The organism is Irregularibacter muris, from assembly GCF_024622505.1.
GTDB lineage: Bacteria > Bacillota > Clostridia > Eubacteriales > Garciellaceae > Irregularibacter > Irregularibacter muris.
Genome location: NZ_JANKAS010000001.1, coordinates 339,618 through 353,836 on the forward strand (window position 1 = coordinate 339,618; position 14,219 = coordinate 353,836).

A 14,219-nucleotide genomic window follows, 5' to 3' on the forward strand; every position below is an offset into this window, starting at 1 on the left:
GTCAACCAATGAAAGTTATCTTCTCCAAGATATTTTAGATTTTGCTATTTGAAGGGATAGGTTAGATGAACAATAAATTTTTTGACAATCTAAATACTAATCCGATCATTGGCGCTATAAACAATATGGAGGAAGCTGAAAGAGCAATTCATTCCCCATGTAATATTGTTTTCCTTTTACATGGGGACATATTTAATATAAAACACATTGTAGATAGAGTAAAAGACAAGAGAAAACTCATCTATGTTCATATAGACTTAATAGAAGGTCTATCTAAAAGCATCATGGCTTTAAAATTTATGCATGAACATATTTCACCAGACGGCATCATCACTACAAAGGGAAATCTTGTGAAGGCGGCCAAACAAATGGACTTTTTCTCCATACAACGATTGTTTGCCTTAGATTCATTATCCTTAGAAACAGGAATAAAATCTGTAAAGAGTACAAAACCCGATGCCATAGAAATACTACCAGGCATTATCCCTAGGGTAACTAAATATGTACAGAAAGAGACCAATATCCCCATCATTGCCGGAGGGCTAATCACACATAAAGAAGATGTTATTCATAGCTTACAATCTGGTGCCATAGGAATTTCCACTAGTAACGAAAAAATATGGTATGTGTAGTTGGGGAGTTTATAGGAATATTTATCCTAGTCACATACATAAGTATAATATAAAAGGAGGTGTAACAATGAAGCATATTAGCACAATTATTGGGACCGCAATAGCAGGTATCTTCGTGATGAGTGTCTGGGGAGCCTTTGCTGACGCTTATGGAATCTTTGGAGGATGGTTTGCCGGCTTTATCATCATTGGTACCATGTGGTTCCTAAATCATGCTGTAGGTTTAGTAAATAACGGAGGAGCCTTTGTAGACATGGCAGCAGGTATAGGAATGGCGGGAACCATGAGAGATGTATTTATGCAAGGCGGAGAAGCCTTTACGGCTGCACTACCAACCCTAATCGTAGTGTTGTTAGGAGGCATAGCTGGAGGTTTTATGGCGGCTAAATGTGAGAAATACTTGGCATCCAAAAAGGCCTAGAGCCTAAAAAGGTTTATATCATGTGTGATTTAAAATAATAAAGAAGGGGGGACTAGTAGTGACATTTCAAAATATAGTGGCAACCTTTGCAGGGGCATTTATTTTCCCATTTCTTATCAGAATGATATGGGGAAAAATGGTTGAAAACTGGGGAAATATCGGCGGATGGATGGCAGCAGGTTTTATTGTTGGCACCACATGGACATTAAATCATGGTGTAGGTATGATATTCCAAACAGGAGCATGGGTAGATATGGCTTGGGCAGCTGGAATAGGACTTTTTACTGCATCAGTAGTTAGTGGAGATAGTTTTTCTAAGGGTGTGCCTGATTATCTTGCTGCATTAGTTGGAGGAACTTTAGGCGGATTTCTTCTATCTTGTTTTTTGTAAAGGATTACAGATAAGAGAAACTGAATAAAAATACAACCTCTAATAAAATTCATAGTATATTTTAATGCAATCATATTTTATATTTCACAATAAATTATAGATAAGCAATGATATTTTCCAATAAAAAGCATTAGGGCATTAAACTTTTTATTAAGATTTTACATTGCTTATCTATGTATTATATCTTTCTAAAAACACTATAAATTAAGGGGGATACTTATGGAAAAGAAATATATTTTAGCCTTTGATCAAGGAACTACAAGTTCAAGAGCGGTATTGTTTAATCATGATGGAAAGATAGTCGGGGTTGCGCAAAAGGAATTTACCCAAATCTATCCAAAAGCTGGATGGGTAGAACATGATGCAGGGGAAATATGGGGCACACAAAGTGGAGTGGCTAGAGAAGTTCTTGAAACTGCAGGAATTAGGCCTCAAGAAGTGGCTGCCATCGGTATCACAAACCAGAGGGAAACCACTGTAGTATGGGATAAAAATACAGGAAAACCCATATATAATGCCATCGTTTGGCAATGTAGAAGAACGGCTGCTATATGTGATAATCTAAAGTCTAGAGGACTAGAGGAATACATAAAAAATCATACCGGACTTGTAATCGATGCTTACTTCTCAGGAACAAAAGTTAAATGGATTCTTGATAATGTAGAAGAGGCTAGAGAAAAAGCCGAAAAAGGGGAATTATTATTTGGTAATATTGATACTTGGCTTATTTGGAACCTTACTCGGGGGAAAGTACATGTAACGGATTATTCCAATGCTTCTAGAACCATGCTTTACAATATTAAAGATCTCAAGTGGGACGAGAAGATATTAGAAGAATTAAATATTCCAGCATCTATGTTACCAGAAGTTAAACAATCTAGTGAAGTTTATGGATATACTGATGAAGCTACCTTTGGCGGAGCTATGATACCTATCGCAGGTATAGCAGGGGATCAGCAGTCAGCATTATTCGGTCAGGCTTGTTTTGAAGCGGGTATGGCAAAAAATACTTATGGAACGGGCTGCTTTATGTTAATGAATACAGGGGAAGAAATGGTACCCTCCAAAAACGGCCTTCTTACCACTATTGCTTGGGGAGTAGATGGCAAGGTTGAATATGCCCTAGAAGGAAGTATATTTATAGCCGGAGCCGTTATCCAATGGTTAAGAGATGAGTTAAAATTAATTGACCATGCCAAGGATAGCGAATACTTTGCCACTGAAGTTGAAGATAATAATGGGGTATATTTAGTCCCTGGTTTTGTAGGATTGGGAGCCCCCCATTGGGATATGTATGCGAGAGGAACCATGGTAGGATTAACTAGAGGGGCCAATAGAAATCATATTATCCGAGCTGCTTTGGAGTCTATTGCCTATCAAACTAGAGATGTTTTAGAAGCCATGCAGGAAGATTCAGGGATCAATCTTCAAGCCTTAAAGGTAGACGGTGGAGCCGTTGCCAATAACTTCTTAATGCAATTTCAGTCTGATGTTTTAGGTGTTCCTGTTCATAGACCAGAAATCATAGAAACTACTGCTTTAGGTGCTGCCTATCTAGCAGGCTTAGCCGTTGGATTCTGGGAGAACAAGGAAGAGATTGCTAAGAAATGGAACGTGGATAGAGTATTCCAACAAGAAATGGCTGAAGATGAAAAAGAAAAACTATATGCTGGTTGGAAAAAAGCAGTAGAAAGAGCCTTAGACTGGGAAGAAGCATAAAATATATTGAGAATCATCATTAAAATAAAAGTCTATATCGTAAGGCAAGAGTAAGAGAGCCGCACAAATTAAGCCCAAGATAAAATGGGGATAGATTTGTGCGGCCTTTTTCTATGATATCTATAGATAAACAATTCATTTCTTATTAAGATTCCAGCTTGCTTGTCTATAGAGAAAGGGGAGGGAAAAGAAAATGTTTGATGTTGCAATAATAGGAGCTGGTGTAATAGGTACCTCCATAGCGAGAGAATTGTCTAGATATGAAATCAAAGTAGTATTGATGGATAAAGAAAACGACGTATCCAACGGCACCACCAAGGCCAATAGTGCCATTATCCATGGAGGGTATGATACCAAACCTGGTACCCAAATGGCCAAGTTCAACTCCTTGGGTAACCCTATGTTTGATCAAATATGTGATGAACTAGATGTGGAATATAAAAGGATAGGTTCTTTTGTATTGGCCTTTAGCGAGGAAGAAATGAAAACAGTAAGGACCTTATACCAACAGGGTATAGAAAATAATGTCAAAGGTGTAGAGATTATCTCAGGGGACAAGGTAAGAGAAATGGAGCCTAACCTAAACCAATCTATAGTAGGCGCACTCCATGCTCCCACTTGTGGCATTATCAATCCCTGGGAACTAGCCATTGCCCAAGCAGAAAATGCAGCAGAAAATGGAGTGGAAATTTTATTAAATACTCAGGTGTTAGATATCCAAAAAACCATGACGGGGTATAGGTTAATGACCAACCATCAAGAGATAAATTCACGATATGTTATCAACTGCGCTGGTCTTCATGCTGATCACATCAATAATATGGTATCCCAGGATAGATTTGTTATCACGCCTAGAAGGGGGCAATATTTTGTATTGGACAAAAGCGAGGGAGGTTTCGTCAATAAAGTTGTCTTTCAATGTCCTACAAAGCTAGGTAAAGGTATACTCATCACCCCCACCGTGCACGGCAATCTTTTGTTAGGTCCAGATGCTCAAGATATGGAAGATAAAGAAAACCTGACAACCACAGCAGAAAACTTAAAGATTATAGAAGAAATCGCCAGAAAATCTGCTGCCCATGTTCCTGCCCATAAGGTCATTACCACCTATGCAGGACTCCGAGCAGAGCCTAGTACAAAAGACTTTATTATAGGGGAAGCAAAGGATGCAAAAGGATTTATCAATGTAGCAGGTATTAAGTCCCCTGGACTAACATCTTCCCCTGCTATTGCAAAACATGTAGTCAATATACTTGGCGGGATTATAGGAGAGTTAAAAGAAAAAGATGATTATAACCCTAGACGAAAAAGAGTAGTACGTTTTGACCAATTGAGTGATGTAGAAAAAGCACAACTTATAAAAAAAGATGCTCGATTTGGAAGAATCATCTGCAGATGTGAGAGCATCACTGAAGGAGAAATCGTAGATATTATTCACAGAAAAGCAGGAGCAACCACTGTAGATGGAGTAAAAAGAAGAGCCAGACCAGGAACCGGTAGATGTCAAGGGGGATTTTGTGCTCCTAGGGTAATGGAGATCTTGGCAAAAGAGTTAGGCAAGGACATGGATGAAATTGTGAAGGACAGCAAGAATTCCTATATATTAACTGGAAAAACCAATAAGGGGAAGAAATAAGGGGGTGCTGACATGATTGAGTATGATATTGTAGTAGTCGGAGGAGGACCAGCAGGACTTGCCGCCGCTGTGGAAGCGAAAAAGAAAGGCGTAGAGAAGGTTTTGGTTATAGAAAGGGATAGAGAACTAGGGGGCATTTTGCAACAATGTATTCATAATGGCTTTGGTCTACATGAATTTAAGGAAGAGTTAACTGGCCCCGAATATGCTCAGAGATTTATAGAGCAATTAAAGGAACTAGAAATTGAATATAAATTGGACACCATGGTGGTCAATATTACAGAAGACAAGACAATAAGTGCTATAAATAGTAAGGATGGATTGATTAATTTAAGAGCAAAGGCCCTCATCCTTTCCATGGGATGTAGAGAACGAACGAGAGGGGCCATAAAACTTCCAGGTAGCAGACCGGCTGGAATATACACAGCAGGAACAGCACAAAGATTTATTAATATGGAAGGTTATATGGTAGGAAAAAAAGTATTTATTTTAGGTTCAGGAGATATAGGGCTTATTATGGCAAGAAGGCTTGCCTTAGAGGGGGCAGAAGTCATGGGAGTAGCAGAGATTATGCCCTATTCGGGGGGACTTACTCGAAATATTGTTCAATGCCTCCATGACTATGACATCCCACTGCTACTAAGTCATACCATAACAAGAATAGATGGAAAAGATAGAGTACAGGGAGTAGAAGTTTGCCAAGTAGACCAAAAGAAAAGACCAATAAAAGGTACAGAAAAGTATTACTCCTGCGACACATTGCTTCTATCTGTGGGATTAATCCCCGAAAATGAACTTTCCAAGAGTGCCCATTTAAAATTGGATTCCATTACAGGAGGACCTATAGTAAATGAATCAATGGAAACCACAGTAAATGGAATTTTTGCCTGTGGTAATGTGGTTCATGTTCATGATTTAGTGGATTATGTCAGTGAGGAAGGGCGTAAGGCAGGAAAGAACGCGGCTAAATATATTATAGAAGGATTTAATCAACGAGAAAAGAGTGTTTATGCTCAGGCAGAAAAAGGCATTCGATATATTGTCCCTCAGGTAATCCAGGTAGATAATTTAGAGAAGACTCTTACCCTTTTTATGAGATCAGATGATGTGTATTCCGATGCCATGATTCATGTAAAACTAGAGGATGAAATCATCAAAAAGGTGAGAAAGAAGACCTTAACTCCTGGAGAAATGGAAAGAATAAATATAGATGTAGACCTCTTAAAAAACGCTAAAGGAAAAACTTTAAAAGTTGAAGTAAAAGAGGGAGGGAAGAGATAATGGGAAAAAAAGAAATCATTTGTATTGTATGTCCTATAGGATGTCATTTGCAAATTACAAAGGATGATACTGACCCCAAGGGATATAAAATTCAAGGCAATCAATGCAAAAGAGGTGAACGTTATGGCATCTTAGAAATGACCAATCCCACAAGAGTCATCACCTCCACCATAAAGATTAACCGTGCTTTACTAAATCGACTACCAGTAAAAACCAAGGGGGCAATACCCAAAGATATGAACTACCAATGCATGGAACTTATTAACTCTCTAGAAGTCGATGCTCCTGTAAAAGTAGGCCAGGTCATTGTAGAAGATATCTTAGGTACAGGGGTACAGTTAGTGGCGACGAGAAGCATGGAATAGTATCCATAGCAAACCCAATGGGAACGTAGAAAAGGAATTTGCACTTTCAAAGCTATCAGGTGATATGCCCGATAGCTTTTTGGGTATACTAGAATAATAAAATGACAAGGGGAAGTGTAAATAAATGCAAGGGAAAAAAGAGTCTAAATCCAATCGTTTAATACATGAAAAAAGTCCATATCTACTGCAACATGCTCACAACCCGGTGGACTGGTATCCATGGGGAGAGGAAGCCTTTGAAAAAGCTACAAGAGAGGACAAACCTATATTTTTAAGTATTGGCTATTCTACCTGCCATTGGTGTCATGTCATGGAAAGGGAATCCTTTGAGGATGAGGAAGTGGCAAAGATTTTACATGATCACTTTGTAGCTATAAAGGTGGATAGAGAGGAGAGGCCTGATTTAGATCACATTTATATGACTTTTTGCCAGGCCATAACTGGTCAAGGGGGATGGCCCTTAACGGTGTTTTTGACTCCTGATCAAAAACCTTTTTATGCAGGGACTTATTTTCCTAAACAGGATATGGGAAGCCGGATAGGATTGGTTACCCTTTTAAATAAAATAAAAGAATTATGGCAAACCAAAAGAGATGAATTATTATCTACCAGTAGTGAAAATACAAAGAGTATTCAAGACCATATAGATAATGTAGATCATCAGGACATAGAGAAATATGTAGTGGAGGAAACTTTGGGTTATTTCAAGGAAAACTTTGATGAGATATATGGTGGCTTTGGTTTTGCTCCTAAATTCCCAACACCCCATAATTTAAGGTTTTTATTACGTTGTTGGAAAGAAAACAAAGAGGAAGAAGTATTAAACATGGTGGAGAAAACCTTGCAAAGCATGTATGCAGGGGGAATATATGATCATATTGGGTATGGCTTTTCTAGATATTCCACCGATGGTGAATGGTTGGTTCCCCATTTTGAAAAAATGCTCTATGATAATGCCCTGTTGGCTATTACATACTTAGAGACCTATCAGGTAACCAGTAATCCCTTATATGCCCAGGTAGCTGAGGAAATATTTACTTATATCCTAAGAGATATGAGTCATCCGGATGGAGGCTTTTATTCCGCTGAAGATGCAGATTCTGAAGGAGTGGAAGGAAAATTTTATGTTTGGAGCAAGGAAGAGATCACGAATATATTGGGAGAAAAAGAAGGAGAGGAATTCTGTAAACTCTTTGACATTACTACCTATGGAAATTTTGAAGGAAAAAATATTCCTAACCTTATTGACTATGGCCTATCTCATCCAAAGGATCAAGGGAAAATACAGCAATGGAAGGAAAAACTATTTGAGTACAGGGAAAAGAGAATTCATCCCCATAAGGACGATAAAATACTTACTTCTTGGAATGGAATGATGATCGCTGCTCTAGCTATGGGAGGAAAAGTTCTCAAGAAGGATGAATATATTTCAGCAGCAGAAAAATCCATACACTTTATTCTCAAAAATCTAAGGGATGAAAGAGGGCGATTATATGCCCGATTTCGTGAAGGAGAAAGGGCCTACCTAGGATATTTAGATGACTATGCCTATATTGTTTGGGCATTAACAGAGCTTTACGACGCCACTTACAATTTTGATTATATACAACTGGCAAAAGAGATAAATGGCCAAATGATTGAATTATTTTGGGATGAAGAAAAGGGAGGACTATTTTTCAATGGAAAGGATGCAGAATCCCTTTTGTTTAGACCAAAAGATATATTTGATGGAGCTATGCCTTCGGGTAATTCTGTAGCAACCTTAAATTTTTTAAAGCTGGCTTGAATCTTTGGGGATGCGGAGTTAGAGAACTATGTCGAAAAACAATTTGCCTTCTTTGGAGAAAGTGTCAACAGTGTTCCCATGTCCCATACTCATTTATTGATGGCCTATATGTTTTCTAGGGGAAATACTAGTGAGGTAGTTATTGTAGGCAAAAAAGACAATAGAGAAATAAAGCAAATGATAGATATTCTCCATAGGAAATTTTTACCCCGAATTACAACTGTTGTGGGCTATGAAGGAGAAAATAAAAAACTTATAGATTCAACGATAGAATTTGTAGCACAACAAAAAATGATAGACGAAAAATCTACTGCCTACATCTGCCAGAACTTTTCCTGCCAACAGCCTATTACTGATGTGGAAGAGTTTAAGGAAAATATAATGAGGATATAGATAAAAGGTTAAGAATAGCAGAAGAAAAATCATATAGGATAAAGCTGAAGCAGGAGAATTTTTTCTCCTGCTTTATTTTTGCAAAATGTCTACAAGATTTTTAATTGTCTTGGCTGTTAACCCCCATATCACATGACCTTCATATTGATAAAAGTATACTGAATATTTTCCTCTAAACCATGGATAATCCTCACCATTGGGAAGCAGATGGTAGGGAAAATCTTCCAGGGGATGGGGGGATGTTTCAATATAATGTTCCAAAGGCGGAGTTTCCATGAAAAAGGAAAGGGGAACAGTAAATATTTTGTCTACCTCTGCTTTATTAACCTGTAGACTTTGTAAATCAATATTATGCAAAACCCCTACAAAGGGATAGATAATATTATTATAATGGGTGCTGACAGAGGATAATTGTCCAATGGTTTCAATATTGTCCAAGGATATATTTAATTCCTCCATGGTTTCCCTTATTGCTGCTTCTTTGAAAGTTTCATCGTATTCTTTTTTTCCTCCAGGAAAACAAATTTCTCCTGGCTGCCTTCTAAGAAGATGAGAGCGGATTTCAAAAATCAAATGGGGTTCTCCCTTTAACTCAATGATAGGGACCAAGATAGAAAAATATTTAAATTGTTTATCTAATGAGGAGGAAGCATTTTTTATCCTATTGCGGATCTTATCCATATTCATAACATTCATCATCCTTTAAACTTTATTCTCTATACTTTTATTATACTACAGCTAGAAGGAAATTCATTCAAATTAATGCGATGATAAAAAATCATGTTGCATATGAATTATTAATCTGTTAAAATAAAAATATATCACATTGCGGGTATAGCTCAGTGGTAGAGCACCGGCTTCCCAAGCCGGCAGCGGGAGTTCGATCCTCCTTACCCGCTCCAAAAAAGATATTAGGGGCGTTAACTCAGCTGGTAGAGTGTCACCTTGACGTGGTGAAAGTCACAGGTTCGAGTCCTGTACGCCCCACCATATTGTTTAAAAGATTCTTTGATATATAAGCAATTTAGATTAAGTTTATCTCCTACAGGTGATATGCTTATTTTTTTGCAAAAATATAATAGAAAAAACTAACTAGGGTAAAATAATAAATGCCCTTATAAAGTGTCAAGGCCTATATGTAATATTAAATCAAAGGAAGTAAAGGTTTTCACTAGAAAGAGCAAAATAATCATTATTTTTGGTGAAAATGGGAAAAATCACATATTGAATTTTTATCTACGATCTGCTAAAATAAAGATAGTTAAAAAGTAGTTGACATAATCCTGAGATGTTCGAACTGATCCCTATTATTTTGAACCTACATCACATTGAAGGGAGTTCAAATTTTAAAGTGGATGTCAAGCCATCTATGAATGGAAGACAAAAGCTTTAGATAGAACACCCACCTAGGTAAGACTAGGTCGTCAAAATTATAGGGGACGGCATTTTGGGTAATATATACCTCCTTTAAGGAGGTATTTTTTTATTTGCTCATGAATAACCATAAAGGAGTACTTCATTTTGAAAAAGGAGGAAAAATTTTGGTTTTCAGGAGACGTTATAAAAGCAGAAAAAAAATATTGCTATTTGCACTATTGTGTTTATTTAGCATATTAATACTGTTCAATAGCTTATTTAAGATGGGCAAATCCCATGATATAGACAATATTCCTTCCCTATCTCTTGAGCTATATTTTACCCTGGAGGAAAATATAGGCATTAAGTGGTATTATTTTGCCGCTATGGACATTATAGAAAGAAATTGGTCAGAAAATATAGAGGAGAAAAAATATGAAAAAATCGCTATTCTCTATACCAAAAATCAGGGAGACATCAACAAAACCCTTAGAAATTATAAAAGTAAAAGATATGCTAAAAAGGTAATAAAAAAATCAAAAAAACTGAGTAAGATAGATCAAATATATAGAAATAAACAATTTCCTATTCCCAAGGATGTTGCCTATCATTATGAGAATGGTTGGGGGGATGACCGTACCTATGGAGGAGATAGAAAACATGAAGGCATTGACCTTATTGCGGATAAAGGGACACCTGTTTATTCAGTAGGTAATGGCAAAATAGAAAATGTAGGGTGGAATGAATTAGGTGGTTGGCGAGTAGGAATTACAGGAGAGGATGGGATTTATTATTACTATGCCCATCTAGATCGTTATGGAAAAAATATAAAACAGGGAAAAAACATCTCTGGTGGTGAAATAATAGGGTATGTTGGCAATACTGGTTATGGACCAGAAGGTACAGAGGGGAAGTTTGTTGATCATTTACATTTCGGTATGTATCAAGAAGGAGAGGCCATAAATCCTTATCCCTTTTTAAAAGGTTGGGAGATAAAACAAGAAAATTGACAAAGATTGTATACTGTATTATACTAAAGATGAGCGCATCTTCTTTTTTTTGCTAACTTTGTTAATAAAATAACTATTAGGGGGAAGACATATGCATATTATTCAGGTTTGTATTGGTAGTGCTTGTCATTTAAAGGGGTCTTATAAAATCATTAAGAATATGCAAGAAGTTATACAAAAACGAGGATTAGAAAATGAAATTGATTTAAGGGGAGCCTTTTGTATAGGGGAATGTACTAAAGCTGTAGCAGTAAAAATAGATGATAATCCAGCCATTTCAGTATCTGAGAATCAGGTAGAGACAATTATAGAAAACCTTATAAAGGAATGATTCTATGAATATCATAAATTTTACTAAGGCTAATTGCAAAAATTGTTACAAATGTGTACGGAGCTGTCCTGTAAAGGCTATAAAAATAAAAGACGAACAAGCAGAAATTGTTGCCGAGCGGTGCATTGGATGCGGAATTTGTTTACATAGTTGTCCCCAAAATGCAAAAAGTATTAAAAGCGATTTGGAGACCATACAGGAGTGGATAAAGGATGGACAAAAAGTAGTGGTTAGTATTGCACCATCATTTCCTGCAGCCTTTAATTTAAAGAAAGAAGGCCAAATTGTTACAGCATTAAAACAATTAGGATTTTATGCTATTGAAGAAACGGCTGCGGGAGCAGAAATTATATCCCTTCTCTATAAAGACTTTTATTATCGTAAGGACTATAATCATGTGATCACTACCTCTTGTCCTACGGTAAATTATCTCATAGAAAGATACTATCCACATTTGGTCAAATACATGGTGCCGGTGGTTTCTCCCATGATTGCCCACGGAAGATTATTGCAAAGACAATTTGGACAAAAGGTCAAAATTGTCTTCATCGGCCCTTGTATATCTAAGAAATTTGAAACCTTACATTTTCAACACGATAGAGTAATTGATGCAATGATAACCTTTGATGAACTTCATAGATGGTTAGAGGAGGAAAACATTTCTATTGAAAATTTACCCTCTACTTCCTTTGGTCAAACTTATTGTAATAGGGCAAGATGGTATCCACTGGCTGGAGGAGTGGCTCTTAGTTCTTTGGACAAGGAGGATAAAGGTAGAAAGATATTAAAGATAGATGGGCTAGAAAACTGTAGGGAACTTCTATCCTATTTAGATAATGGGGAATTAGAAAATACATGGATAGAGATTAATGCCTGTGATGGTGGATGTATTAATGGACCGGGCAATTATGAATCACCCTGGGGAAAATATATACGGGAAGAAAAGGTGAAAGAATATATCACGAAAACCATAGATGTAAAAAAACAAGCAAAGAATTTGCATTTTGAAGCAAAGGATGTCTATAAAACATTTATTGAAAGACCTATTTGCTCCAAAATGCCTAGCCCAGAAGAGATAAAGAGCATTCTAAAACAAATAGGCAAACATAAAAAAGAAGATGAATTAAATTGTGGAGGATGTGGTTACAACACCTGTAGGGAGAAAGCTATCGCCGTATATCAAGGAATGGCTGAAAAATATATGTGCCTACCCTATATGAGAAGCAGGGGGGAGACCTTATCAAATTTTATTATTCAAAACACTCCTAATGCCATTATTGTTTTGGACCACAATTTTCATATTATTGAATTTAATCCTTCTGCTGAAAAATTATTTCATTGGGAGAACGTTCAGGTTTTGAAAAAACCTATAGAAATGGTCATGGAGAAATCAGGATTTAATGAAGTAAAAAACCATAGCCCATTGATCTATAGAGGAAAACGTTATTTACCTTCCTATGATTTAGTTGTTATAGAAACGGTGCTCTATATAAAAGAACAAGATATGTATTTGGGAATATTTAGTGATATTACTCAAGAAATGAGTAATAAGAAAGCGCTAGATGAAATGAAAACCAATACTTTAAATATGGCTCAAGAAGTCATTGACAAACAAATGAGAGTTGCTCAAGAAATAGCTAGTTTACTAGGGGAAACTACTGCAGAGACAAAGGTTACTCTTACTCAATTGAAAAAACTGGTACAGGGACAGGAAGGTGACATATACAGTGGAAAACTTTATTGATGTTGGTTATGAGAGTATTAATAAGTTTTCTGAGGAACTATGTGGAGATAAAGTGGAGGTAGTTTACGGAAAGGACAGCACCATTATAGTTTTGGCAGATGGACTAGGGAGTGGAGTGAAAGCCAATATCCTTTCTACTTTAACGGTGAGTATTGTCTCTACTATGTTAAAAAAAGGAGAGGATATCATTGAAGTCGTGGATACCCTCAGCCATACCCTGCCCACTTGTAAAATAAGGCAGTTGGCCTATTCCACCTTTACCATAATACAAATCTTTAAAAGTGGAGAAGCATATATCCTAGAATTTGATAATCCACCTATTGTTTTAATTAGGGATGGACAAATTGAAGAACTAAATAATAATTTTATTGAAATCCATGGAAAAAAGATAAAAGAAAGCAGAATAAAATTTAAAAAAGGAGATATGCTGACTGCCCTAAGCGATGGAGTAATCCATGCAGGCATTGGCGCAGCACTCAATCTAGGCTGGCAGTGGGAACAGGTATCTCAATTTTTATTAAAAACTTATTATACCGAGAAAAGCGCTAAAAATGTTTCTAAGAGACTTATTGCAACCTGTAAGGATTTATATTTTAATAAGCCAGGAGATGACACCACTGCAGTAACCATAAAACTTAGATCTCCTGAATGGGTTTCTTTATTTGCAGGTCCTCCTATTAATCCTACTACCGACAGTAAAATGGTAAAAGAATTTATGAAATCTAAGGGCAAAAAAGTTGTCTGTGGTGGTACAGCAGGGAATATCATTGCTAGAGAACTAGAGGAAAAACTCATTGTGGATCTGTCAACTATTTCCCCGGAGATTCCTCCCATGGGGAAAATAAGGGGGATTGACTTAGTTACAGAGGGGGTTTTAACCCTCCATAGGGTAGTAGAGATTTTGAAAAACTATATTCGCAATGAAAATTTTAATTCAATAGATAATAAAAATTTAAAAGATGGTGCCCAAAGTGTGGCGAAAATGCTTATAGAGGATTGTACCCATTTACAGCTTTTTATTGGCAACGCCATGAATCCAGCCCATCAAAACCCTGAGTTTCCCGCGGAACTTAGTATAAAAGGAAAAGTATTGCAACAACTCGTAAGTTTAGTAAAACAATTAGGGAAAAAAGTTTATATTCGTTATATATAAA

12 protein-coding genes, 2 tRNA genes, 1 other RNA gene and 1 pseudogene are annotated in these 14,219 nt (G+C 36.7%); 15 read left to right on the plus strand and 1 reads right to left on the minus strand.

Features of this window, described 5'->3' with window-relative positions; all coding sequences use genetic code 11:
* The first annotated feature begins 65 nt into the window (after positions 1–65).
* From NSA47_RS01640 to NSA47_RS01675, 8 genes and pseudogenes are all read left to right on the plus strand, one after another.
* Entirely contained in the window at positions 66–632 is a 567-nt protein-coding gene (locus NSA47_RS01640; protein WP_257529106.1) for a glycerol-3-phosphate responsive antiterminator, read from the plus strand.
* Positions 633–699: 67 nt separating this feature from the next.
* A complete protein-coding gene (locus tag NSA47_RS01645; protein ID WP_257529107.1) occupies positions 700–1,053 on the plus strand; it encodes a Lin0368 family putative glycerol transporter subunit in 354 nt (117 codons plus the stop codon).
* A 58-nt stretch (positions 1,054–1,111) separates the two neighbouring features.
* Positions 1,112–1,444, plus strand: coding sequence for a Lin0368 family putative glycerol transporter subunit (locus NSA47_RS01650; RefSeq protein WP_257529108.1), 333 nt, complete (start codon positions 1,112–1,114; stop codon positions 1,442–1,444).
* Between the two features lie 219 nt (positions 1,445–1,663).
* Positions 1,664–3,163, plus strand: coding sequence for a glycerol kinase GlpK (gene glpK, locus NSA47_RS01655; RefSeq protein WP_257529109.1), 1,500 nt, complete (start codon positions 1,664–1,666; stop codon positions 3,161–3,163).
* Between the two features lie 193 nt (positions 3,164–3,356).
* A complete protein-coding gene (locus tag NSA47_RS01660) occupies positions 3,357–4,799 on the plus strand; it encodes an NAD(P)/FAD-dependent oxidoreductase (RefSeq protein ID WP_257529110.1) in 1,443 nt (480 codons plus the stop codon).
* Positions 4,800–4,811: 12 nt separating this feature from the next.
* Positions 4,812–6,080 (plus strand): NAD(P)/FAD-dependent oxidoreductase, encoded by a 1,269-nt coding sequence (locus tag NSA47_RS01665; protein ID WP_257529111.1) that lies wholly within the window; start codon positions 4,812–4,814, stop codon positions 6,078–6,080.
* Positions 6,080–6,445 (plus strand): DUF1667 domain-containing protein, encoded by a 366-nt coding sequence (locus NSA47_RS01670; protein WP_257529112.1) that lies wholly within the window; start codon positions 6,080–6,082, stop codon positions 6,443–6,445. Before NSA47_RS01665 ends, NSA47_RS01670 begins: the two co-directional genes overlap by 1 nt.
* 124 nt (positions 6,446–6,569) lie before the next feature.
* Positions 6,570–8,624: pseudogene (locus NSA47_RS01675) on the plus strand (thioredoxin domain-containing protein).
* 72 nt (positions 8,625–8,696) lie between these two features.
* Here the strand turns inward: NSA47_RS01675 and NSA47_RS01680 are convergent.
* Complete coding sequence (locus NSA47_RS01680; protein WP_257529113.1) at positions 8,697–9,311, minus strand: NUDIX hydrolase; 615 nt, start codon at positions 9,309–9,311, stop codon at positions 8,697–8,699.
* Between the two features lie 141 nt (positions 9,312–9,452).
* Between NSA47_RS01680 and NSA47_RS01685 the strand changes: the two genes are divergently transcribed.
* From NSA47_RS01685 to NSA47_RS01715, 7 genes are all read left to right on the plus strand, one after another.
* A tRNA-Gly gene (locus tag NSA47_RS01685) sits at positions 9,453–9,526 on the plus strand.
* Positions 9,527–9,538: 12 nt separating this feature from the next.
* Positions 9,539–9,614 (plus strand) — tRNA-Val (locus tag NSA47_RS01690).
* Positions 9,615–9,901: 287 nt separating this feature from the next.
* Positions 9,902–10,082, plus strand: a non-coding RNA gene (ssrS, locus tag NSA47_RS01695) — 6S RNA.
* A 35-nt stretch (positions 10,083–10,117) separates the two neighbouring features.
* Positions 10,118–10,990, plus strand: coding sequence for a M23 family metallopeptidase (locus NSA47_RS01700; RefSeq protein ID WP_257529114.1), 873 nt, complete (start codon positions 10,118–10,120; stop codon positions 10,988–10,990).
* A 91-nt stretch (positions 10,991–11,081) separates the two neighbouring features.
* A complete protein-coding gene (locus tag NSA47_RS01705) occupies positions 11,082–11,321 on the plus strand; it encodes a (2Fe-2S) ferredoxin domain-containing protein (protein WP_257529115.1) in 240 nt (79 codons plus the stop codon).
* Positions 11,322–11,325: 4 nt separating this feature from the next.
* Positions 11,326–13,065, plus strand: a complete 1,740-nt coding sequence (locus NSA47_RS01710; protein WP_257529116.1) for a [Fe-Fe] hydrogenase large subunit C-terminal domain-containing protein — start codon at positions 11,326–11,328, stop codon at positions 13,063–13,065.
* Positions 13,049–14,218 carry a SpoIIE family protein phosphatase gene (locus NSA47_RS01715; protein ID WP_257529117.1) on the plus strand — a complete coding sequence of 390 codons (1,170 nt, stop codon included), beginning with the start codon at positions 13,049–13,051 and terminating at the stop codon, positions 14,216–14,218. Before NSA47_RS01710 ends, NSA47_RS01715 begins: the two co-directional genes overlap by 17 nt.
* The last annotated feature ends 1 nt before the right edge of the window (position 14,219 follow it).

Excerpts from the sequence above, each read along its gene's own strand:
- NSA47_RS01670 (WP_257529112.1), top strand. The coding sequence starts at position 6,080 with ATGGGAAAAAAAGAAATCATTTGTATTGTATGTCCTATAGGATGTCAT.
- glpK (WP_257529109.1), top strand. The coding sequence starts at position 1,664 with ATGGAAAAGAAATATATTTTAGCCTTTGATCAAGGAACTACAAGTTCA.
- NSA47_RS01645 (WP_257529107.1), top strand. The coding sequence starts at position 700 with ATGAAGCATATTAGCACAATTATTGGGACCGCAATAGCAGGTATCTTC.
- NSA47_RS01665 (WP_257529111.1), top strand. The coding sequence starts at position 4,812 with ATGATTGAGTATGATATTGTAGTAGTCGGAGGAGGACCAGCAGGACTT.
- NSA47_RS01705 (WP_257529115.1), top strand. The coding sequence starts at position 11,082 with ATGCATATTATTCAGGTTTGTATTGGTAGTGCTTGTCATTTAAAGGGG.
- NSA47_RS01710 (WP_257529116.1), top strand. The coding sequence starts at position 11,326 with ATGAATATCATAAATTTTACTAAGGCTAATTGCAAAAATTGTTACAAA.
- NSA47_RS01660 (WP_257529110.1), top strand. The coding sequence starts at position 3,357 with ATGTTTGATGTTGCAATAATAGGAGCTGGTGTAATAGGTACCTCCATA.
- NSA47_RS01640 (WP_257529106.1), top strand. The coding sequence starts at position 66 with ATGAACAATAAATTTTTTGACAATCTAAATACTAATCCGATCATTGGC.
- NSA47_RS01700 (WP_257529114.1), top strand. The coding sequence starts at position 10,118 with ATGAATAACCATAAAGGAGTACTTCATTTTGAAAAAGGAGGAAAAATT.
- NSA47_RS01680 (WP_257529113.1), bottom strand. The coding sequence starts at position 9,311 with ATGAATATGGATAAGATCCGCAATAGGATAAAAAATGCTTCCTCCTCA.